This is a genomic window from Acinetobacter guillouiae CIP 63.46, assembly GCF_000368145.1.
Classification (GTDB): domain Bacteria; phylum Pseudomonadota; class Gammaproteobacteria; order Pseudomonadales; family Moraxellaceae; genus Acinetobacter; species Acinetobacter guillouiae.
Window position 1 is genome coordinate 598674 of record NZ_KB849283.1, and the last position, 21344, is coordinate 620017.

Sequence of the window (21344 nt, forward strand, 5' to 3'; positions counted from 1 at the left end):
CTTGATGGTTTTTAGTCTGGAATAACGGCAATTGCATCAACTTCGACAAGCCATTCTGGACGTGCCAAAGCGGAAACAACAATACCCGTTGAGACCGGGTAAACCCCTTTAAGCCATTTACCGACAACACCATAGACATCTTCACGGAAGCGTGGATCAACGATATATATGGTAATTTTACATATATCTGCCAATTCTCCCCCAGCTTCTTTGAGTAGCATGTCAATGTTATACATCGCCTGTTCGGTCTGACCCTTGACATCACCTATCGCAACACTTTGCGATGTATCCAGATTTTGTCCAATTTGACCACGAAGAAAAACGGTTCGCCCACGTGCAACCACAGCTTGGCATAGATCATTGTCTAAATTCTGCTCTGGATAAGTTTTCTTGGTATTAAATGTTCGAATGCGGGTATGTTTCACAGCTCAATCCTCAGTTAATTATGATGTTCCTCTAGTATGCTTACTTCGTGGGCGCTCACAATTTGTGTTTTCCTTTCTAGTAATTTACTTTTTCCGTAGTAATAAAAAAACTTAAAAAAGAATGATAGCGTGGCATATATTTTTTATTTATTTCATGTGCTTAGTGTATAGCTTCAGATTTTTTGATGCACTTGTTTTGGATATTCTATTTTCGCTTTGCTGCTGGGCTCCCTATATTTTTCTTAAATCATGTTTTGTGCAGCTTTGATATTTCATTTTTTGAACAAGAAATCTGCAGCAAACACATGTGATTGGCTGTAGTTGGTAAATGTCTATTCAGCAAAAGAGTTGTTGTTGCAAGGACGTTCCTCGATCTGACAAGGGAAAAAAGATGAGTTTAGATAAATTAGAAATAGATACCGTTGTGGTTGGTGCTGGTCAAGCTGGAGTCGCGATGAGTGAGCACCTGACAGAGCTTAAAATTCCACATGTAGTACTAGAAAAAAACCGTATTGCAGAAGCTTGGCGTACACGCCGTTGGGATTCTTTGGTAGCGAATGGACCTTGTTGGCACGATCGCTTTCCCAATATGGAATTTGATCTTGATCCAGATAGTTTTGTACATCATGACCAAGTTGCTGAATACTTTGAAAAATATGCCAAGCGCTTTAATGCACCGATTTATAGCAATGTTGAAGTTAAAAAGGTCCAAGCAAATGCGCAAGCTGCGGGTTTTGTTGTTGAAACCTCTAAAGGCACTTTAATAGCACAACGTGTCGTTGTAGCAACAGGGCCTTTTCAAAAAGCCATTATTCCTTCGATTGCGCCTCAGCAAACGGGTTTATACCAAATCCATTCAGACCAATATAAAAATCCACAACAAATCCCTGAGGGTGCTGTTTTAGTAGTGGGTGCTGGTTCTTCTGGAATTCAAATCGCAGATGAGTTAAATCGTGCTGGTAAAAAAGTCTATTTGTCTGTGGGAGCGCATGAACGTCCACCACGTGTTTATCGTCAACGCGATAATGTTTGGTGGCTCGGGGTGTTGGGTGGATGGGATAGTGTTAAAACCGATACAGGACCGTTGAAAGGTTTGGCTGTGAGCGGTGCACATGGTGGGCATTCCATTGATTTTAGACGTCTCGCACAACAAGGCATCACTTTACTGGGCATGACGATGCAATTTGAAGCTGAGCGGGTTCGTTTTCAAAATGATTTGCAACAGTCATTAGCCGACGGTGATAAAGCATATTTTGAGTTTTTAGATGCTGCGGATGCCTATGTTCAGCGTACCGGTATAGATTTACCTGAGGAGCCAGAAGCTCGGATTATTTTAGATGATGCTGAATGCATTCAACAGCCTATTTTAGAGCTTAATTTAGCCCAAGCAGGGATCACTTCAATTATTTGGGCCTCTGGCTTTGGTTTTGATCATAGTTGGTTAGAAGTCAATGCTTTTGATGCAAATGGGCGGCCCAACCATAAGCTTGGTGTCTCAACAGAACCCGGTATTTATTTTATTGGTCTACCTTATTTATCTGGGCGTGGTTCAAGCTTTATTTGGGGCGTTTGGCATGATGCAAAACGCGTGGCAGGCCACATTGATATTCAACGTCAGTATTTAAAGTATCAAGATAAAACTCAAAGAAATTTAATCAATAAAGAAGAAAAAACTGCATGAAATAAGTTTTAAATTTCAAGGTTTAATGCCCACTCTAGGAGGGAGGAGCACATGACAGGAAAAAACAATAAGCAAGGAAGTCGTTTAATCGATCAGGCAAAACAGGTGAATGCAAAAAAGTTAACTTTGTTTAACTTGATCGCCATTGCAGTAGGTTTAGTGCTATCACAAGGTGTGATGGTGATTATTTTGCAAGGATTTGGCTTAAGCGGAATAAGTTTCTTTATTCCGCTGATTATCGGATTCTTTTTAGCGCTGAGCTATGCATCCTCTTTTGCAGAGTTGGCATTATTAATCCCTAAAAGTGGCAGTATCAGTGATTATAGTCTAGTCGCAACAGGGCATTTACCCGCGATGCTTTCGGTATTTTGTGGTTATATTTTGGTGGCAATGTTTGCTGTTTCAGCAGAACTGATTTTAATCGATGATGTGATCAAAAAAATATTTAAGCTGGATGTTCCCTATTTTGGTATAGGTTTTCTGATTTTATTTATTTCAGTCGGTTTAAATCTGCTGAAAATTGATATCTTCTCCAAAGTTCAAAATACCGTGGCTTTTGTCATGGTGGTGTTATTACTTTTACTCGGTATATTTGCGATCAGCGGTTGGGTTTATCCGCATACTCAAGTAGTTGATTATACAATTACTTTTGATACAAATACTGTGGCTCTGGTTGCGTTGGCTTTTTGGGGATTTGTTGGCGTCGAGTTTGTTGTTCCGATGATCGAAGAATCCAGAAATCCCAGTAAAAATATTCCAAGATCGATGTATATCGGTTTAACCACGATTTTTATCACCATTTCTTTATATGGCGTGGGTGCACTGTATTTCTTACCCCAAGAGCACTTGGTTAATTCTTTGACCCCACATATTGAATATGCAACGGCGGTATTTGGCCCCACAGGCTTACTCTTTATTGCGATTGGTGCTCTATTTGCCACCTTAAGTACCTTAAATGCGACTTTAGCTGCCTTACCGCGTATGTTGCAGGGCATGGCGAGTAATAAGCAAGTGTTATCAATTTTTGCCCGAGTCAATCAGAAGAATAATGTGCCTTGGGTGGGCGTTGTATTTGTTGCTGTCATCATCATGATACCAATGCTGTTCTCACAGAGTGAAACCGAAGTGATAAAGGTTCTGTTAACAGCAGCCTGTATCTCTTGGTTGATCGCTTATGTGATTGCACATATCAACGTGATTGTGTTGCGTAAACGCTACCCACAGATGACAAGACCTTATAAAGCACCATTTTATCCATTCTTACAAATCATTGGCATTATCGGGATGGTACTTACGATTTTCTATGCTGTGCCTACCCCAGATTTGAGAGTCAAAATATTTACCTGGGTCGGAGTTGTGATTGGTTTTACCACAATCATCAGTATTCTTTGGATCAAATTGGTGATGAAAAGACAACTCTTTCAACCAGAATCCATCGAAAGTTTGACCAAATAAAAGCAGAATTTTAACAAGGAGTTATCTTATGAAGCAGTTATCAACAACAGAAATTACAGAAGTTTGGAAAAAAGATAAAGATCACCATATTCATCCATGGACTGACTTTGCAACCTTTAAAGATGAAGGCGCCATGATTCTTGCACACGGTGAAGGGTGTTATGTTTTTGATGCTGAAGGTAATAAATATTTGGATGGTATTGGTGGTTTATGGTGCGTCAATGTCGGTTATGGGCGGCAAGAAATTGCTGATGCTATTTCAGAACAAATTATGCAAATTCCTTATTATTCTGCATTTGGTCACCATACTTCGATCCCCGCTGCAAAATTATCTGCAAAACTGGCTGAATTAGCGCCTGGAAATTTGAATCATGTACTGTTTGGTTGCGGAGGTTCAGTTGCCAATGATACTGCGGTACGACTCATTCACTTTTATTTCAATCAACTTGGTCAACCAAGCAAGAAAAAATTAATCTCGCGCAAAGATGGTTACCATGGCAGTACCTATATCAGTATGTCATTAACAGGGGTTGAGTTTGACCATATCGGTTTTGATATTGATCGCGAATTGGTCCACCAGATTTCATGTCCAAATCCATATCGTAGAGCGGAAGGTCAAAGCTTAGAAGCGTTCTGCAATGAAAAGGTACAAGAGTTAGAAAATAAAATTTTGGAACTGGGCCCAGAAAATGTCGCTGCATTTTTTGCAGAACCGATCATGGGTGCTGGTGGTGTTATCGTACCTCCACCGGGATATCATAAAAAAGCCCTTGAAGTATGTCATAAATATGGGGTTTTATATGTGTCCGATGAAGTTGTGACTGCGTTTGGGCGCTTAGGGCACTTTTTTGCTTCAGAATCAGAGTTTGATATCGTTCCAGATATTATTACTTGTGCCAAAGGCTTATCTTCAGGTTACTTACCCTTAGGTGCAACGATTATATCTGATGATATCGCAAAAGTGATTGGTAAGCCTCAGGCGGATGGTGCGTTATTTACCCATGGATTTACCTATTCAGGTCATCCTGTTTCTTGTGCAGCGGCACTAAAAAATATTGAAATTATCGAGCGTGAAAATTTACTGCAACATGTCAATGATGTAGGTCAATATTTTGAAGATCAATTACACACATTGGTTGACTTAGACATTGTCGGGGAGGTTCGTGGTAAGAAATTTATGATGTGTATTGAAAACTTAGCCAATAAGAAAACCAAGGAACTTTTCCCAAGTTCAGTCAATGTAGGTTCTCGAATTGCAGATTATTGCCAGAAAGATGGGTTAATCATTCGTCCAGTTGGCCATATGAATATCATGTCGCCACCCTTAATTTTAAATAAACAACATGTAGACTTTATCGTGACAACATTACGTAAAGCGATTCTGAGTACCACGGAGGATCTTAAACGTGAAGGTTATTTGTCTGGTTAAACTTACAGATAAATCTAAGTAAACAAATTAAGTAATTTATGGCCCCTTAACTGAATCAAAAGTAGCGGGGCCATTTACTGAGTTGATCCTTCAATATGGATTAAATGCAGCTTAAGCTGTTGAATGATTGCTTGGATGGTATTTATTTAAAATGCTTGCTGATCGGCAAGCATTTAATTTAACACACTGAATAGTTTATCTTTTAATTGTTGCCAATTTGTCGAAATCCAACACACCAAAGAGCCTGAAGTCACCAAGATCACGCCATACCAAAACTCTATTGGTAGATTGGTTTGTAAGATAAACATTGAAATCAAAGTAGAGATGACTGGACTAAAATAAGATAAAGTCACCAAAATCGTAATATTGCCTTTGATAATGCCAATATTCCAAGCGGCATAACCCAAAGCCATCACCACTGAAACAATGCCTAATAATCCTATTGTTGTAAGTTCAACTTCTGGAATTGCATTTAGACTCAATCCATGTGACCACAGGTATTTAGTCCACAGTACTATACTGATCGCCACAAAGAAAAATGAAATTGGATTATGCCCATCACTATATTTTTTGGTAATGACACAATATAAGGACCACAGCGTTGCCCCAACAAATGCCAAAATATAACTGATTGGATTTTCAAGAATATTGGATAAAATATTAGACCAAGTTAAAGCACCTTGCCCGGTTTGAATCAAAATAATCCCACTTAAGCTGATGGCTAAACCGACAATAACAAAGACATTAAATTTAATTTCTTTAAAGAGGATCAGCATCGCAACAGTTAAGCCCGGCCAGAGGTAATTGACCAGACTGACTTCTATGGCTTGTTGGGCGGTTTGTGCCAGTGCAATGGCATAAGAAAAACATAATTCATAAATAACAAACAATAAGGTAGAAAAAATCAGATATTTTTTTGAAATTAATTTTAAATTTGGGATTTTAAAAAATATTAATAAAATACATGTGCTCAGTGTATACATCAGCAGCACAGCCAACTCAGCGCCCAAACTAAAACTAATTTTTTTCAATAAACCGACAATGGAAGACCATTGTAAAATGGCACTTAAACCAATCAGGGTTGCGAGATTCTTTGACATATTGGGCTTTAAAATCTGAGGATTCAGATTAAGGTAAGTAATGAAACAATTATAGCTTAGAATTCTGCGATTATTTTTAAAATATCACTCAGCATAAAACAAATAATATGTCAGGGATGAGCTCAATAAAAAAAAGCGGATTTAAGAAAATTTGATATTTGGATAAAAAATTAGGTATTAAAAATGATAAAAAAGCTTTGTTTTTAGTTCAATTTTTTATATAAACATATGCATAAAGATTAAAAATTAACGAGACATTAAACAGAGATAAACAAATGAGAAGATTACCCGTATATTTATTATTAGATACCTCAGGTTCGATGCATGGTGAACCGATTGAAGCCGTTAAAAATGGTGTTGAAATACTGGTTTCTTCACTCAGACAAGATCCTTATGCGCTTGAAACAGCCTATTTATCTATTATTACTTTTGATACTCAAGCCAAACAACTGATTCCCTTAACTGAAATTGCGATGTTTCAACCCCCTCAATTACAGGCAACGGGGACTACACAGTTGGGCGAAGCACTTGGATTACTGGCAGATAAAATTGATCAGGAAGTGCAAAAAACCACACCTGATACCCGTGGTGACTGGAAACCCTTAGTTTTTATTATGACAGATGGTGCACCAACGGATGATTGGACTAAAGGTTTTGCAAAACTAAAACAAGCCAAGACAGGGATGATTATTGCTTGTGCAGCGGGACATAATGCAGATAGCAGTATTCTCAAACAAATTACAGAAGTTGTGGTAGAACTTGCAACTGCAGATTCAAATACCATTAAAGCCTTCTATAAATGGGTTTCTGCAAGTATTTCTACAGGAAGCCAAAAAGTAGATGCAGGTCAAAAAGAAGTCACAGGCTTAAATGATCTTCCACCACCACCACCTGAAGTGAATGTGGTTCTATAAAAATAAAGGAAAATAGCATGGCAATTACATTGGCGAAAGGTCAAGGACTCAGCCTTGAAAAATCTAAACATGATTTAGAACGAGTGACGATTGGACTCGGTTGGGATATCACTGAGCAAAAGAAAGGCTTTTTAGGCGGATTATTTTCAGGCGCAAAGAGTGAAGAACACGATCTAGATGTGGTGGCATTTTTATGTGATGCTAGTGGAAAAGTAAAAGATCTGGGCTGGAATGCCGCAGGTCAAGCCACACTCGAAAACAGTGATGTTATCTTTTTTAATAATTTAAAACATCGTTCAGGGCAAATCTGGCTGACTGGAGATAACCGTACTGGTGCTGGTGACGGCGATGATGAACAAATTATTGTCAAATTAAATAGCTTGTCAGCTGAATATCACAAGATTGTCTTTATTGTGCAAATTTACAATGGTGCAAAAAACAATCAGCATTTTGGTCAGGTGAAAAATGCCTTTATTCGTGCCGTCGATGGTACTGGCAAAGAAATGGTGCGTTTTGATTTATCAGGTATCGGTCAATATGATCAACAACGTTCATTGTTATTTGCTGAACTGGTCAGAGAAAATAGTGGTTGGAAATTTAATGCGGTCGGTAATGCATCACCCGCGGATAATTTCGTGGAATGGTTAAAAAAATATAGTTAAAAAATGAGAATATAATGCGCCGTTTACCTGTATATATTTTGTTAGATACATCTGGCTCTATGCGTGGTGAGCCAATTCACTCGGTGAATGTTGGCTTGCAGTCGATGCTCAGTGCATTAAGGCAAGATCCTTATGCGCTTGAAAGCGTGTATTTAAGTGTGATCACCTTTGATATTGAAGCAAAAGTTTATTTACCGCTTACCCCTTTAGATCAAGTTCAAATTCCAGATCTAGATGTACCCAATGTGGGAGCAACATTTATGGGTGCAGCATTGGAATTACTGGCACAGGAAGTACAACAGAATGTACAGAAAAGTAGCAATGATGTTAAAGGCGATTGGCGCCCGTTATTGTTCTTGATGACAGATGGTTCACCCTCAGATGTCTATGCTTATCAGCAAATCGTTCCCACAATTAAACAGCTTAACTTTGCCACGATTGTCGCTTGTGCTGCAGGGCCAAAAGCGAAAACTGAATCCTTGCTGCAACTGACGGATCAAGTGGTTGTGTTAGACACCATGGACTCAAATATTTTTGCTAGCTTCTTTAAGTGGGTTTCTGCAAGTGTGGTCGCTGGTAGCAGTAGTGCAGGGGTATCCGATTCAATTTCTTTACCACCACCACCCGCCGAAATTCAGCTGGTTTTATAACTGAATATTACGTGACGATAAAAATGTTAAATCAAACAGATCAGTACTTGTCTGTTTGATTTAGGTATTTGAATAATATGATAAAAATAATGTAGGTGAAGTTATGCGCCGTTTACCGGTATTTTTTGTTCTTGATTGTTCTGAATCAATGGTCGGGCAACCGCTTGAATCAGTTCAAGAGGGTGTGGAATTTATTTTAAGCAGTTTAAGAAAAGATCCTTATGCACTTGAAACTGTATATGTTTCAGTGATTGCATATGCAGGTATTGTCAGAACATTGGTCCCTTTAACTGAGTTATTTGCCTTTAATCATTTTAATTTGCCCTTGGGTGGTGGGACACATTTGGGTAAAGCTTTAGATCATTTGGGTCAGGAAATTGATCGTTATGTGATGAAAACCACCAGTGAAGTCAAAGGCGACTGGAAGCCAATGGTCTATATATTTACCGATGGACGCCCAACCGATGAATATGATCAGGCAATTCAACGCTGGAATGCCAAATATGCGCATAAAGCAACAGTCGTCGCCATCGGTCTAGGTGCAGATGTTGATTTTTCTGTGCTAAGTAAGATCACTGAAAATACCATTTCAATTGATCAGATCAATCAAGAATATGTCAAAGGTTTATGTAAGTGGATCACAGCCTCTGTGGTCTTACAAAGTGTCAGTATTGGTAGCCATCAACAAAAAGATGACCTGTTGCCGATTGATGAGCGTTATATGCGCTTGGCAAAAGATGCATTATCCCTGCAAAAAAATAAAGCCGATGATCATTGTGCGATATTTGTGGGTCGCTGCCAAAAGATGAATAAACCTTATATCATCAAATATATACGTAACTTACAGTACAAAGGTCCAGCTGATTTAAATATCAATATCTATAATTTTAAGTTAGATACCTGTAGTGCGATATCTGAGGAGTATTTTACTTGGTCAGATCATAATGCATCAAATAAGCAGATCAATACGGCTGAACTCGATGGTTTCCCTGAATGTCCACATTGTTTTTCTGAGACCGCTTTTGCAGTATGTGGATGCGGTAATTTGATGTGTTATGACGGCTATCGGGAATCTGTGGTTTGCCCGTGGTGTCGTCGACAAATCAGTTTCTCGTCTGGTGATGGAGATTTTGATTTAACCCGTGGGCAAGGTTAGGCTTTATCGGTTGATGTGTTGATACATTATTAAAGCATTGCTGCATTGAACAATATTAAAAATCTATATCGTTTAACGCTTAAGTGCATCGTGATTGGTGAGTGACCAAGCGAATAGAATAGAAAAATGGGTAGAGGGTAAAATGGACAATGATGTATGCAAATTAAAGCAGATTTTGGAACAAAATCCCGCTGATTTCAGTGAGACATTTTCACAATTTCTATTAAGTGATCCGCAAAATCTCAAACAACTTTCAAAACTCATCAATGAATTGGAAAAAGTGAAGATAGCTGCACCGCGTTTGAACAATATCGATGAAGCTGATTTATTGGATAACGCATCTGCTGCACAGTCTCAGCATGAAACTATATGCTCGGATACAACTCAAGCTACTGTACAAAAGAATGTTCAAGAGCAAGTCGGTCTTAATCAGCAAACAGAAACCAATCAACACGCTAGAGTTGATGACCAAGTCATGCTAGATGAAAATATTCAACAAAATTGTGATGATCCTTTAGTCAATGTGGATCAACTCCATACATCATCTGAAAACACCAACTCAGTTGGAGCAATTTCTGATGCGCAAAATATCGCTTTAGATCTTCACACAACATTGCAACTGGCACCGATCCTACAAGTTGAACAGCAAGTTGTTGCAGATCAAGTTGAGGAAACATCAGCCCCTACAATTGAACCCAATTTAGAAAACAAGCCGACAATTGATTCTGAAAATATAAGCTCAACCCCTGAAATAATATCTTCTGAAACTGAGAAGAATAGATTAGAGATCGAATCTGTGTTTAGACGAAGTAAATATGAAGACATTAAATTTCAGGTTGAAAATGCCCGAGTTGGACAACACTATCAATCTCAAATTTCAGTGATTTCTCAACATGATGTCAATCAATTAACATTCAAATCTGAAAGCTTTAAATTTCCAGATACAAGTTTTTATTTCGATGAAGCCACACAACGTATTCATGGTGAACCACTACAAGCAGATTCAATCGAATTTTCTTTTCAGTTTATTGCTGATGGAGAAACACGCTCTGCCCAATGTCGGTTGAATGTCATTGCAGACCCACGCAGTTTATGGAAAGTCATTGAACCTAAGTCTGGGCAGAAATTTAACAAGTCGCATCTGGATCAAGCCTTGATTGATGCCGTGGACTATAAAATTATCGCTGCAAGTCGTCGTGGTCGTTCACATGAACACGCAGGCTTATTTAGAGATGACGATTTTTCCATTACTTTAATCGACAATACACCTTGGTCGGTCTTGACTGTGGCAGATGGTGCAGGCAGTGCGCAATACTCCAGAGAAGGCTCTCGAATTGCGGTAGAGATTGTTGAAAATGAGTTTAAAAACTATTTAAATCCACACACGGTTGAAAGCCTGATTGCTGACTTAGAAAAATGGCAAGTGGGAAGTCAGGATGCTGAAACTGTTGCAGTTGCCAAAAAGTTAAATGAGCAGTTTCATCATGTATATTATGAAATTTATAAATCAATTATTAACCAAATCAAATTACAAGCAGAGCAGATTGGGGCAAATACTAAAGATTTTTCAACCACATTGCTGGTTGCGGTCGTATGTAAATTAGCTGACAAAACCTTTATCAGTACATTTTCAGTGGGAGACGGTGCAATCGCAGTATATAGCGAGGACAATGTGCGCCTGATGAATGTTCCAGATGGTGGTGAATATGCAGGACAGACCAAGTTTCTAGATCTGAGTATTGCAACAGAATTTCCAAACCGTTTAAAAATAGGCTGCTTTAAAGATACCCATGCGATTATGTTGATGACAGATGGTATTTCAGATCCAAAATTTGAAACAGATTCTGGCTTATCCAATTTTGACAAATGGCAAAGTTTATACCGTGAACTGGATCCGTTGCTACAGAATGAAGCAGCTGGTACTGCATTGTTGGAATGGATGCATTTCTTTACAGCTGGGCATCATGATGATCGTACCATGGCCGTATTATGGAATAAGCATTCAACAATATCTGTATAAATAATATCTAAGTATTTGAAGAATATAGTGTAAGGTGGCAAGTATGTCAGCAAAAATTATTAAATGTACCACCGTTGATGGACGTGAAATAGAATTTGTAGATGAAATTATCGGTTCAGGTGCCATGAAAGATGTATATTTTTCACCTGATCGTAGCTATGTGGTGTGCTTTTTCAGTAAAGAAAAGAATAAATTTTATGAATCTAAAGCCACCTTTGAGCAGCAAAAAGATCGTTTAAAAGAAATTGTAGGCAATAAATGGCAAAGTATTTTTAATGGGATTGGTGGGGATTATTGGAAAAATATTTTCTGTTGGCCCGACGGTTTAGTTGAATATAATAATTTGCTTGGGATTACCGCCCCAACCTATAGAAAACAATTTTTCTTTGAATATGGTTCAAAAAATAATGATTTTCTGCAAATCAAAGGCAAAGAAAAAGAAGGGAAATGGTTTGCAAGTGCAAATAACCAAAACAGATTTCTCGACGACAAAGAAAAAGGCACTTGGCTAAATTACCTTAAAATAGGAATTCTAATTTCTCGCGCAGTACGCCGTATGCATGCTGCGGGTTTAGCCCATTCAGATTTATCTTATAAAAATATTTTGGTCGATCCTGTTTCTGGGAGTGCCAGCGTTATCGATGTTGATGGTTTGGTGGTACCTGGTAAATACCCACCTGATGTTGTCGGTACTCCTGATTTTATTGCGCCAGAAGTGGTACGCACCAGTCATTTATCCAAAGACAATCCTGATCGTTATTTACCCAGTATTGCGACAGATAAACATGCTTTGGCGGTATTGATTTATATGTATTTGCTCTATCGACATCCGTTACGTGGTGGAAAAATTCATGATATGAATGATCCGCAAAAGGATGAAACGCTGGGAATGGGTGAAAAAGCGCTGTTTATTGAACACCCAACAGATCATAGTAATCAGGTGAAACCAACTCAACTTAAAGTCAGTCAGCAGCCGTGGGGTGATCCTGCAAAAGTACCATTTACAGTGACTGGACCGTATTTGTCTGAATTATTTATGAAAAGCTTTGTCGAGGGGTTACATGATCCTGCCAAGCGTCCCTCAGCTAACGATTGGGAAACAGCTTTGGTTAAAACAGTGGATTTGATTCAGCCTTGTCATAATCACCGTTGTGGTCAAAAGTGGTATGTCTTTGATAATTCCACTAAACCTGAGTGTCCATTTTGTCATACGCCGTTTAAAGGTAAATTACCTATTCTCAATTTATACTCAGCACGGCAGCAAGGTAATTTTAGACCCGATAATCATCGTTTAATGGTGTGGACAGGCCAATCTATTTACGCATGGCATACCAATAATATGATTGCACCGAATGAACGCTTAACCGCAGAACAGACCAAGCGAAAAGGGTATTTTGTTTTACATAATGATGTGTGGTGGTTGGTCAATGAAGATATGCCTGATCTTACCGATGTTGCCAATAAAACGCAGATCCCGATTGGTGGTAAAATTGAGTTAAAAGATGGGGTTCAAATTTTATTTTCTAAACAAGATGGCGGTCGTTTAGCTGTGGTACAAATGGTTGAAGCATAATGCGATGCTTCAACCTCTAATTAAGGCTTATACCACCAATATTTTGTCGTGTGTTGAACAAGATGATTTGACCAAACCAAAAGTTTTATATCTGAGTAAAATCATTTCAGCCCAATTTTTATGGGTGGCAGGTTCAATCATTGAACCATGACTTTTAAATACACTTTTAGCATCGTGTGCTAAGATTAATTGAGCTTCATGGAAATCTTCAGGCTGAACTTGTAAGGCATGATGAATATGACCAATTTGAGCAGGATGAATTGCTGTTTTGGTATAAATTCCATTATTCATGTCTTGTTCCAGCTCTTGCATCAATAGCTGTGTATTTTCAAAATGTTCACACACGGGTGAACTTAGCTGAAAGCCATTAGGAATAAATAATCCCGCCAATTGTGAAATCAGAATACCCACAGGTGTTTGATAAATCGTAGTATTTTTGGGTCTACGCAAATTTAAACAGGACAAGAGGTCATTGCCACCAATTCTTAAACATAAAGTTTTATGAAAGTCATATTTAAGAGCTTGGTAAAGTTCAATATTGTGCGCAACATCAAAGATTTCTTTGGTTTCAAGTGTCGGCATATATTGCAAATTGGCAGGTAATACATTCATCCAATTTTTTAAATTAAATACATTAAACTTAGGCAAAATCATACCATTAAATGTTTGATTTAGATCCCAGTCGACAATGTGCTTCGCCATTTCCATATTTCTTGGACGGATAAAAATGGCAGGGGCTTTTAAACTGGGTTCATACAGTCGTCTTTGCAATAAAAGTTTTAAATTCACCATCGCCGTTTGAACATCTGATTCAAGTACAGCATCTTCAAGGCATACCGCAATTGATTTAATCTGAGGAAATTTAATTCCTTGGGTAACTTCCCACAATTGTTCATGTGTTGCAGGAATATACATGGTCGCGCCAAGTTCAATGGCGTGTAAAAGTGGCTTCATTTTTTCTTCTCTACTTTTTTTATCAATGTTGCTGCATGATAAGGACCTAATTTTTTTCCCAGAATATCGACTGGAATATTTCGCTCACGTGCAAAGTGCAATAATAATTGTACATGAGGGTTAGATTCATCTTTCAATAAGATTCGCTCAGGTACGCGTCTTAAAACTGCTCGCGTTGCTTCAGCAATACTGGGTTTTATATGGTTAATATTTTGAATCGCATATTGTGCTGCAATCCATTCAATCGTTTCTGCACATTGCTGCTGTTGTGCTAAACGAATTTGATTGTTCCAGCTCACCTGTTTATCAGTTGGATTTTGTTCAATCAACAGTCGTATTTGCTCAACAAAATTGACAGAAAGGTCATAAGGTTTTAGCTGATCATAGATTAAACAACTGTGCCATTTTTGTGTCTGATAGCAATTTTTACGGGCATCTTGCTGTTCAATCGTTTCTTTTAGAATCGTCCGAGAAGTCAATCCAGAGATCACTGAACCCAATATACCAAATGGAATCAACCAATCATCTGTACTGGCACTTAACCAAGAATAACCACCCAAATCAGATAGGGTAACTAAACGCGGGATCTGCCAATTTTCATCAAAGAGCTCAGGAATGTCTTGTAGATTTTTTGTGAGTTCTTTGCATATCGCGCCTTTACCTGTCCAACCATCTACAAAAACGATATTCTCAGCACTATGTTGTTCAATAATTGCTTGCAGTGCAGCAAAGTCAACACCTCGATCACGAATGATACTAATACCATAGTGATAACAAGACTGATGCTTTTCAAGGTAATGCTTGAGTAATACACCTAAAGGAACACCAGCGCGAACCAAACTCACCAAAACAATCTCTTGCTTGGAAAAACGTTGCATCAAACTGTTGCCAATTTTTTGAACTTCTTCGGCAAGGCGCTGTGCACCTTGTTCAAAGGCATGCTGATAATGTTGCATTTGTTCATCCGTTGGCGGATGTTCAGCACTGATCATTTGTGAATAGTGCATTTTTCCTGACTGGATCAGATATTCTTTTTCTTCAACTGCAGTGGGTTGAATATCATCAATCTGCATCAAAAAAGTGACATCTTCGGGACGATATGAACCGTGAAAGCCAAGTTCGTTCAATATTGGATTGAGTGGTGTGATCAATGAATTAGACATGACCTAAATATCCTTTAGTGTCAAAATCATGGCTTAAATGCGTATTGAGAAACTTATCCAACTGACTGCTTTTCGGCATTCCAAACCAGTCGCAACAGCTGAGGAATCCAGCATCTGATAGACTATCGCCCCAACCTAAAATAATACGTTCCCGTTGCGGATCATGTTTCTGAATATAAAACTCAACCGCGCTTTGTTTGCTGACATGATGTGGAATAATCGCCAGATTATTGCCATTGATATGGATATAGCACTGTTCCAGTAGAGGTTTAGGTAATTTCTCAACAAGCCGATCTAAAAATAACGCACCAGCTTGTTTTTGCTTTGCAACAGAATAAATACTCAGTTCATTTTCAACTAAAGTCCAAGTTCTTACTGCACCCAAATCTTTGGCATAGTCATGCAAAGCTTCTGGCAAGTCAGTCAGTATGCCATTGAGTTGAATTTCATGTTGTTTTTGAAGATCAAACCAGTCAGTATCCACAGCTAAATTTTGATCCAGAATCGTGCCACCATGGGAACAAATCGCACCATATTTAAAAGGGATTTGTACACGTTTAAAGCCTTCAACTGAGCGAGCAGTTACAGGTACAACCTCAGCAGATTCAAGCAACCAATTCAAAAAAGACTGCTGTTTTGGACTCATATATGAAAGCGGTTGTCCTGAAACATCTGTAGTCACCATTTGATGCTGTGGAGTCGGTTGCTGTTTTCGATAAGTTTGAAATAAAGTGTCATCCAAGTCGACAAAGACTAAAGGTTTAGGGTTCATAACTGATCACTTCCAAATTTTTAATTTGTTCAAACAAGCTTGGGTCTACGCTATCTTGGTGTGTTTCAATCACCAAAAGCACCCGATCAAATTCTTGATGTTTTACGTTATAAGCAAAGTTTTGGATATTTAACCCATAATTATCATGAAACTGGCAAATACTTTTTATCGCATGTCCTTGCATGATCGGTGAACGGGTTGTTGAACTAAAGTAAGTTTCAGCACCTTGTTGTTCCAACTGTTCTGCAATAAGAAAAGGGATCCAACTAAACTCACCTGAACCCAGTACAAGTATTTTTTCGCCTGGATGATTAATGTGAATATGTTCCCATTGCGTACATTCTAAATAACCTGGCTCACGTCCCCAATTATTTGGTGCAATAATTTTCTGTGCCTGTTGCTCAGTGGAGCTGACATTGGGCATATTAATCTGAATATTGTGCTGATTCGCTTGCCACTGCCAATTCCCTTGCAATAATGAAACCACTTCCACAGGGATATCAAGTTCATCCGTTGCAAGACTGTGCTCAGCCCAGTTCACCAACGTGACCAAGATCACGCGTTCAACTTGCTGCAAACCTGAATTGGTTAAACTATTGATCAGGTTTTTAAAGGTTTTTCCAGTCGAAATTTCATCGTCGACTAAAATCAAAGTCTTTGAATCAATCACTTGCTGATGTTTAACTGGATCATGGCTGCTTAGAATAAACTGATCCTGAGCATGGCTATGTTCTTCTAGAAAAAGCCCCAACGTGGGTAAAGTCGATACAGGGTGTCGTGTTGTCGTTAAGAAAATCGCATTTTTGCCATGTTGTTTTTTTAATTCACGATAAACCCCAGCACCCAAACCGACTGCTGTTTCGGCCATACCAATGACACAGATTGGCCAAGCCAAATCTGTAGGCACTAAACTGGCTAAATCACTATAACTGCGCTGCATGACAGAGGGTGCAACAGGGATATGTTTCCCCAATACTTTGGAAACAAATAAAAATGCTCTTTTAGGATTAATTCTTTCTGCAAAATCTAATAAATCATCTAAAGCCCAATGGCTATGTTGTTGGTTAACTTGAACACTGATTCGCCCACGACTTAAATCTATATGCTTCATCTATCTTACAAATCCAATTTTATACTATGGGCAATCGGTAAAGCTTTTACAGGCGATTGGTGTGGTGCTCGAACTAAATTCAAATTTAATTTTTCAGCAATCAGTTCAGCAATCAAATTGACTCCAGTATGTTGTGTATAAGCAAAACCACCAGCAGGGCGTGGATTGATCTCAAGAATATGCCATTGCAAGCTTTCATCTTGTTTAAATTGGATATTAATTAGTCCATCACATTGAAAATAATCGACTAAATCTATACAAATTTGATGACAAGGATGTTGCAAAAAACACTCTTGAAAATAAACATGTTTAATTCTGGTAACTTGAGCAATGATCTTTCCTTGACTACAAGCAATATCAACTGAGCATTCTTGCCCAGCCAAATAAGGCATAATCAGATATTCAACAGGCTCTTCCTGCTGACTATATGCCTCTATAAATTGCTGAGTATTACATTTGGTCGGTGAGCTAAAGTTTTTAAAGTACGACACATGATTCTGTAAGCGGACAAAGCCGGCACCATAAACCCCATAAACAGGCTTAGCGCAGATCTCACTATGTTGTAGCTGTAATGTTTCAATGGATGTCTTCAGCGTTTCTGTGGAATTGGCTAATAACGCTGGAATGACAGATAAATTTTGCGCTTCACAATGTAAGGTAAATTGGTATTTATTGTTCATCAACTCATGCTGTTCTGAGCTGAGTGTACCAGTAATCAACTGAATAGCATGTTGTTCAAATTGGGTTCTAAACGGCTCAATATGCTGACTGTGTTTTCCACAGAAGAGCAGTTGAATATTATGTTCAATACATTGTTCTAATAACCATTCAGCGCTCTTTGAAATAGCAGGTTGCTGAAGATAAACATCAGCACTTAAGGCAAGTTCGGGACGGTTACGGCTGTGAGAACAAAATATAGTCAGTTGTTTTGATATACTCGAACTTTTCAGTAATTGAATCATATCATTTTGACAGGAATAACACTCGGCGATCCAAATTTTATATTGCTGTAGCACGGGTAATTTAATCTCAAATTTTTATAAAGAATAACGAAGTTTTTAAAGCGACTATCTGATGCGCTGGAAAATATAACAATTCCCCATAGTGATACAATATTTAATTTTAATATTTTGTAAAAGTAATCAAATACCAAGAAAAAAACACTGAAACACTTGAGATTAGGAATTTTTATGGTAAAACATAGCATATCTATTTTTATTTGTTTTTTATAAAGAAAGTTAATTTAAAAACTTCATTTGAATAACGCATGATTTTAAATTCATTTTATCAAAAAGCGATAATATACCTATAAAGTGGAGGATTTATGCAGCTGGTTGCTGGTGGAAATATTCAAATACCTGCTCAGGATATTGAAATTTGTATAAAAACAGGTTTTTCATCTGACATAGAATTAGATGTTACAGCATATTTACTGGCCCAAGGCACGCTTAAAGTGCGTGGTGATCAGGACATGATTTTTTATGGACAACGTCAAACCCCCAATCAAAGTGTGGTTTTGCTAGAATCATCATCTAAGAACCCAAATTTCACCAAATTAAAAATCAATACTGCACTTTTAGATGCACAAATTCAAAAAATCGCTATTTGTGTCACGATCAATGAACCAAACACCATTGGAAATATTGTTCCGATTGATATTGAGCTTTATGCAGCGCAACAGCGTATTGCGACTGCACATTTGGATACTCGGAATAGAACTGAAAAAGCCTTAATCCTTGCAGAGATTTATTTACATAACAGCCAATGGAAATTTCGCTTTGTTGGTCAAGGATTTAATGGTGGATTAAAGCCATTGGCAGAAAACTTTGGTGTTGTGATTGCCGATGAAGTGAAAAATACTACACCTACACCTACACCTACACCTACACCTACACCTACAAATTCAAATATTAATCTTTCTAAAATTCGATTGGATAAAAACAATTCAACCATCAATTTAACCAAGAAAGGCAATGGTTTTGGAAAAATTTCAGTCAATTTAAACTGGAATAAAAGCCAGCCCAAATCCCAATCATTTTTTCAGAAACTATCGGGTTCAAGTGCAATAGATCTAGACCTTGGCGCGATGGTGCAACTTAAAAATGGTGAAATTGATTTAGTACAACCGCTGGGTAATCGTTTTGGCCGTTTTGAGGTCAAACCATTTATTCAGCTTGATGGAGATGATCGTACAGGTTCATCTGTACAAGGTGAAAATCTACATATCAATGGTAATCAATGGGATCAAATTGAACGCATTGTGATTTATGCTTATATTTATCAGGGTGCTGCGCAATGGGCTGCAACAGATGGTGTGGTCACCATTAAGATCCCAGACCAACCTGAAATTGAAGTTCATTTGACGGATGGTAATCAATTGACAACATGTTCTATTGTAGAATTAAAGAATAACAATGGCACTATACAAGCCAACCGAGAAGTTCGTTATTTTAAAGATCAAAAATATTTAGATGAACATTATGGTTTTGGGTTCCGATGGACACAGGGTTCTAAAAATTAATTGACTGCATGTATTTAAACAATGAATGCACACTGCAATAAAGTAGAGGAAATATAAATGGCAATTTCATTAAACAAAGGTGGCAACTTATCTTTAAGCAAAACTGACCCAAGTTTAAACCAAGTTTTGGTCGGCTTAGGTTGGGATGCGCGTGCAACCGACGGAACAGATTTTGACTTAGATGCTTCGGCATTTTTATTGAGCGAAAATGGTAAAGTTCGTGGTGAACACGATTTCATTTTCTATAACCAAACACGTTCACCTGAAGGTTCTGTTGAACATACAGGTGATAACCGTACAGGTGCGGGTGATGGTGATGATGAAGCAGTTCGCATTAATCTCGCACAAGTACCTGCAGATGTTCAAAAAATTGCAATTACAGTCACCATTCATGAAGGTGAAAGTCGCGGTCAAAATTTTGGTCAAGTTCAAAATGCGTTTATTCGCGTGGTAAATGATCAAAGCAATACTGAAATTGTTCGTTTCGATTTGAATGAAGATTATTCAACAGAAACTGCCATGATTTTTGGTGAATTATATCGCCACAATGGTGAGTGGAAGTTTAGAGCTGTAGGACAAGGTTATGCTGGCGGTTTAAGCGCAATGTGCCAACAGTTCGGTATAAGCATCTAATATAAGAGTTCAATGGATGAAACATTTTCGCTTTTCGATTCTTTTTACCATCATTTGTCTAGCAATTTCTGCGTATTGGGGTTTTACACATGGTCCCCAAGCCGGCCTAATGACCATGTTCAAGGCATTGGCAATTACTGCAATTCTTGCAGTGATGGAAGTTTCTTTATCGTTTGATAATGCTGTAGTAAATGCTTCGGTACTTAAACACTGGAATCATTTCTGGCGAACCTTATTTTTAACAGTCGGTATTGTTATCGCTGTATTTGGTATGCGTTTAATCTTTCCATTACTCATTGTTGGCGTCACTGCAGACATGGGCATGATAGAGGTTGCAAAACTTGCGCTGAACGATCCAAAAACCTACTCTGAAAAGCTCATGGCACACCATGCTGAAATTGCAGCGTTCGGTGGTATGTTCTTGCTCTTAGTTTTTCTTAACTTTTTATTTGATGATGAAAAAGATGAGCATTGGTTCCATTGGTTGGAGTCAAAACTCGCTGATCTAGGCAATATTCAAGCGATTTCAGTGTTTATTTCATTATGTGCATTATTGGTTATGGCTAATTTTGTACCTGAAACTTCTCGTCTTGTTGTAACTATGGCAGGGATCTGGGGAATTGTGGTTTATGTCGGTGTTCAGGTGATCGGACACTTGCTTGAAGGCGGTTCACATGATGATGAACAAGAAGCAACTGAACAAACAACTTCAAATAATGGTGCACCAGTCACAGGTACAATCATCAAAGGCGGTATCGGTGGCTTCTTGTATCTTGAAGTACTTGATGCGTCTTTTAGTTTCGATGGTGTAATCGGTGCTTTTGCAATTACCAGTGATGTGGTAATTATTATGCTGGGCTTGGCAATCGGTGCAATCTTCGTGCGTTCTATGACGGTTTACCTTGTAGAAAAAGGTACGCTTGATGCTTATGTTTACTTAGAACATGGCGCGCATTATGCGATTGGTGCACTTGCATTCATCATGCTTGCAAGTGGAACAGGCTTACATATACCTGAAGTCGTAACAGGCTTGATTGGTGTCGCATTTATTGTTTGGGCAGTAATCTCATCAATTTCATATAGTAAAAAACAATCTCTTGAAACAACTGAAAAAGGAAATTAAAA

19 protein-coding genes are annotated in these 21344 nt (G+C 38.2%); 12 read left to right on the top strand and 7 right to left on the bottom strand.

The genetic code is table 11. From position 1 onward, the window contains the following. Window positions 1-11: 11 nt before the first annotated feature. A complete protein-coding gene (locus F981_RS07990; RefSeq protein ID WP_004720340.1) occupies window positions 12-425 on the bottom strand; it encodes a RidA family protein in 414 nt (137 codons plus the stop codon). Window positions 426-816: 391 nt separating this feature from the next. Here F981_RS07990 and F981_RS07995 point away from each other — a divergent pair, with 391 nt between their 5' ends. From F981_RS07995 to F981_RS08005, 3 genes are read left to right on the top strand one after another with little or no spacing between them, the layout of a single operon-like run. Beyond that, entirely contained in the window at window positions 817-2106 is a 1290-nt protein-coding gene (locus F981_RS07995; RefSeq protein ID WP_004720341.1) for a flavin-containing monooxygenase, read from the top strand. Between the two features lie 51 nt (window positions 2107-2157). After that, complete coding sequence (locus F981_RS08000; RefSeq protein WP_004720344.1) at window positions 2158-3561, top strand: APC family permease; 1404 nt, start codon at window positions 2158-2160, stop codon at window positions 3559-3561. 28 nt (window positions 3562-3589) lie between these two features. Beyond that, the gene (locus tag F981_RS08005; protein WP_004720346.1) at window positions 3590-4990 is read left to right on the top strand and encodes an aminotransferase; all 1401 of its coding nucleotides are present in this window, start codon (window positions 3590-3592) and stop codon (window positions 4988-4990) included. A 173-nt stretch (window positions 4991-5163) separates the two neighbouring features. Here the strand turns inward: F981_RS08005 and yddG are convergent, their stop codons facing one another. Then, complete coding sequence (gene yddG, locus F981_RS08010; protein WP_004720347.1) at window positions 5164-6090, bottom strand: aromatic amino acid DMT transporter YddG; 927 nt, start codon at window positions 6088-6090, stop codon at window positions 5164-5166. Between the two features lie 275 nt (window positions 6091-6365). On the opposite strand from yddG, the gene F981_RS08015 reads away from it, so the two are divergent. From F981_RS08015 to F981_RS08040, 6 genes are all read left to right on the top strand, one after another. Further along, window positions 6366-7004 (top strand): vWA domain-containing protein, encoded by a 639-nt coding sequence (locus tag F981_RS08015; RefSeq protein WP_004720350.1) that lies wholly within the window; start codon window positions 6366-6368, stop codon window positions 7002-7004. 17 nt (window positions 7005-7021) lie between these two features. After that, complete coding sequence (locus tag F981_RS08020) at window positions 7022-7666, top strand: TerD family protein (RefSeq protein WP_004720351.1); 645 nt, start codon at window positions 7022-7024, stop codon at window positions 7664-7666. Between the two features lie 14 nt (window positions 7667-7680). Continuing rightward, window positions 7681-8316, top strand: coding sequence for a vWA domain-containing protein (locus F981_RS08025; RefSeq protein WP_004720353.1), 636 nt, complete (start codon window positions 7681-7683; stop codon window positions 8314-8316). 103 nt (window positions 8317-8419) lie between these two features. Further along, window positions 8420-9472 (top strand): TerY-C metal binding domain-containing protein, encoded by a 1053-nt coding sequence (locus tag F981_RS08030; protein WP_004720355.1) that lies wholly within the window; start codon window positions 8420-8422, stop codon window positions 9470-9472. 142 nt (window positions 9473-9614) lie between these two features. After that, window positions 9615-11492 carry a PP2C family serine/threonine-protein phosphatase gene (locus F981_RS08035; protein ID WP_004720357.1) on the top strand — a complete coding sequence of 626 codons (1878 nt, stop codon included), beginning with the start codon at window positions 9615-9617 and terminating at the stop codon, window positions 11490-11492. Between the two features lie 43 nt (window positions 11493-11535). Further along, complete coding sequence (locus tag F981_RS08040) at window positions 11536-13065, top strand: helix-hairpin-helix domain-containing protein (RefSeq protein WP_004720359.1); 1530 nt, start codon at window positions 11536-11538, stop codon at window positions 13063-13065. A 27-nt stretch (window positions 13066-13092) separates the two neighbouring features. On the opposite strand, the gene F981_RS08045 is transcribed toward F981_RS08040, so the two are convergent. The 5 genes from F981_RS08045 to F981_RS08065 are packed head-to-tail and all read right to left on the bottom strand — an operon-like array spanning window position 13093 to window position 18027. Continuing rightward, the gene (locus F981_RS08045; protein WP_004720360.1) at window positions 13093-14019 is read right to left on the bottom strand and encodes an HpcH/HpaI aldolase/citrate lyase family protein; all 927 of its coding nucleotides are present in this window, start codon (window positions 14017-14019) and stop codon (window positions 13093-13095) included. Continuing rightward, window positions 14016-15182 (bottom strand): cysteine protease StiP family protein, encoded by a 1167-nt coding sequence (locus tag F981_RS08050; protein WP_004720361.1) that lies wholly within the window; start codon window positions 15180-15182, stop codon window positions 14016-14018. Before F981_RS08050 ends, F981_RS08045 begins: the two co-directional genes overlap by 4 nt. Next, window positions 15175-15954: an HAD family hydrolase gene (locus tag F981_RS08055; protein WP_004720362.1), complete on the bottom strand. Its 780-nt coding sequence runs from the start codon at window positions 15952-15954 to the stop codon at window positions 15175-15177. Before F981_RS08055 ends, F981_RS08050 begins: the two co-directional genes overlap by 8 nt. Further along, window positions 15944-17065: a phosphoribosyltransferase domain-containing protein gene (locus F981_RS08060; protein ID WP_004720363.1), complete on the bottom strand. Its 1122-nt coding sequence runs from the start codon at window positions 17063-17065 to the stop codon at window positions 15944-15946. Before F981_RS08060 ends, F981_RS08055 begins: the two co-directional genes overlap by 11 nt. A gap of 5 nt (window positions 17066-17070) precedes the next feature. After that, on the bottom strand, window positions 17071-18027 hold the full coding sequence (locus tag F981_RS08065; RefSeq protein WP_016539365.1) for an ATP-grasp domain-containing protein: 957 nt from the start codon (window positions 18025-18027) through the stop codon (window positions 17071-17073). A 362-nt stretch (window positions 18028-18389) separates the two neighbouring features. Between F981_RS08065 and F981_RS08070 the strand changes: the two genes are divergently transcribed. The 3 genes from F981_RS08070 to F981_RS08080 are packed head-to-tail and all read left to right on the top strand — an operon-like array spanning window position 18390 to window position 21342. After that, window positions 18390-19586, top strand: coding sequence for a TerD family protein (locus F981_RS08070; protein ID WP_004720365.1), 1197 nt, complete (start codon window positions 18390-18392; stop codon window positions 19584-19586). A gap of 57 nt (window positions 19587-19643) precedes the next feature. Beyond that, window positions 19644-20219 (top strand): TerD family protein, encoded by a 576-nt coding sequence (locus tag F981_RS08075; protein WP_004720366.1) that lies wholly within the window; start codon window positions 19644-19646, stop codon window positions 20217-20219. A 16-nt stretch (window positions 20220-20235) separates the two neighbouring features. Beyond that, on the top strand, window positions 20236-21342 hold the full coding sequence (locus F981_RS08080) for a DUF475 domain-containing protein (RefSeq protein ID WP_004720367.1): 1107 nt from the start codon (window positions 20236-20238) through the stop codon (window positions 21340-21342). The last annotated feature ends 2 nt before the right edge of the window (window positions 21343-21344 follow it).

Excerpts from the sequence above, each read along its gene's own strand:
- F981_RS07995 (WP_004720341.1), top strand. The coding sequence starts at position 817 with ATGAGTTTAGATAAATTAGAAATAGATACCGTTGTGGTTGGTGCTGGT.
- F981_RS08000 (WP_004720344.1), top strand. The coding sequence starts at position 2,158 with ATGACAGGAAAAAACAATAAGCAAGGAAGTCGTTTAATCGATCAGGCA.
- F981_RS08005 (WP_004720346.1), top strand. The coding sequence starts at position 3,590 with ATGAAGCAGTTATCAACAACAGAAATTACAGAAGTTTGGAAAAAAGAT.
- yddG (WP_004720347.1), bottom strand. The coding sequence starts at position 6,090 with ATGTCAAAGAATCTCGCAACCCTGATTGGTTTAAGTGCCATTTTACAA.
- F981_RS08015 (WP_004720350.1), top strand. The coding sequence starts at position 6,366 with ATGAGAAGATTACCCGTATATTTATTATTAGATACCTCAGGTTCGATG.
- F981_RS08020 (WP_004720351.1), top strand. The coding sequence starts at position 7,022 with ATGGCAATTACATTGGCGAAAGGTCAAGGACTCAGCCTTGAAAAATCT.
- F981_RS08025 (WP_004720353.1), top strand. The coding sequence starts at position 7,681 with ATGCGCCGTTTACCTGTATATATTTTGTTAGATACATCTGGCTCTATG.
- F981_RS08030 (WP_004720355.1), top strand. The coding sequence starts at position 8,420 with ATGCGCCGTTTACCGGTATTTTTTGTTCTTGATTGTTCTGAATCAATG.
- F981_RS08035 (WP_004720357.1), top strand. The coding sequence starts at position 9,615 with ATGGACAATGATGTATGCAAATTAAAGCAGATTTTGGAACAAAATCCC.
- F981_RS08040 (WP_004720359.1), top strand. The coding sequence starts at position 11,536 with ATGTCAGCAAAAATTATTAAATGTACCACCGTTGATGGACGTGAAATA.
- F981_RS08045 (WP_004720360.1), bottom strand. The coding sequence starts at position 14,019 with ATGAAGCCACTTTTACACGCCATTGAACTTGGCGCGACCATGTATATT.
- F981_RS08050 (WP_004720361.1), bottom strand. The coding sequence starts at position 15,182 with ATGTCTAATTCATTGATCACACCACTCAATCCAATATTGAACGAACTT.
- F981_RS08055 (WP_004720362.1), bottom strand. The coding sequence starts at position 15,954 with ATGAACCCTAAACCTTTAGTCTTTGTCGACTTGGATGACACTTTATTT.
- F981_RS08060 (WP_004720363.1), bottom strand. The coding sequence starts at position 17,065 with ATGAAGCATATAGATTTAAGTCGTGGGCGAATCAGTGTTCAAGTTAAC.
- F981_RS08065 (WP_016539365.1), bottom strand. The coding sequence starts at position 18,027 with ATGATTCAATTACTGAAAAGTTCGAGTATATCAAAACAACTGACTATA.
- F981_RS08070 (WP_004720365.1), top strand. The coding sequence starts at position 18,390 with ATGCAGCTGGTTGCTGGTGGAAATATTCAAATACCTGCTCAGGATATT.
- F981_RS08075 (WP_004720366.1), top strand. The coding sequence starts at position 19,644 with ATGGCAATTTCATTAAACAAAGGTGGCAACTTATCTTTAAGCAAAACT.
- F981_RS08080 (WP_004720367.1), top strand. The coding sequence starts at position 20,236 with ATGAAACATTTTCGCTTTTCGATTCTTTTTACCATCATTTGTCTAGCA.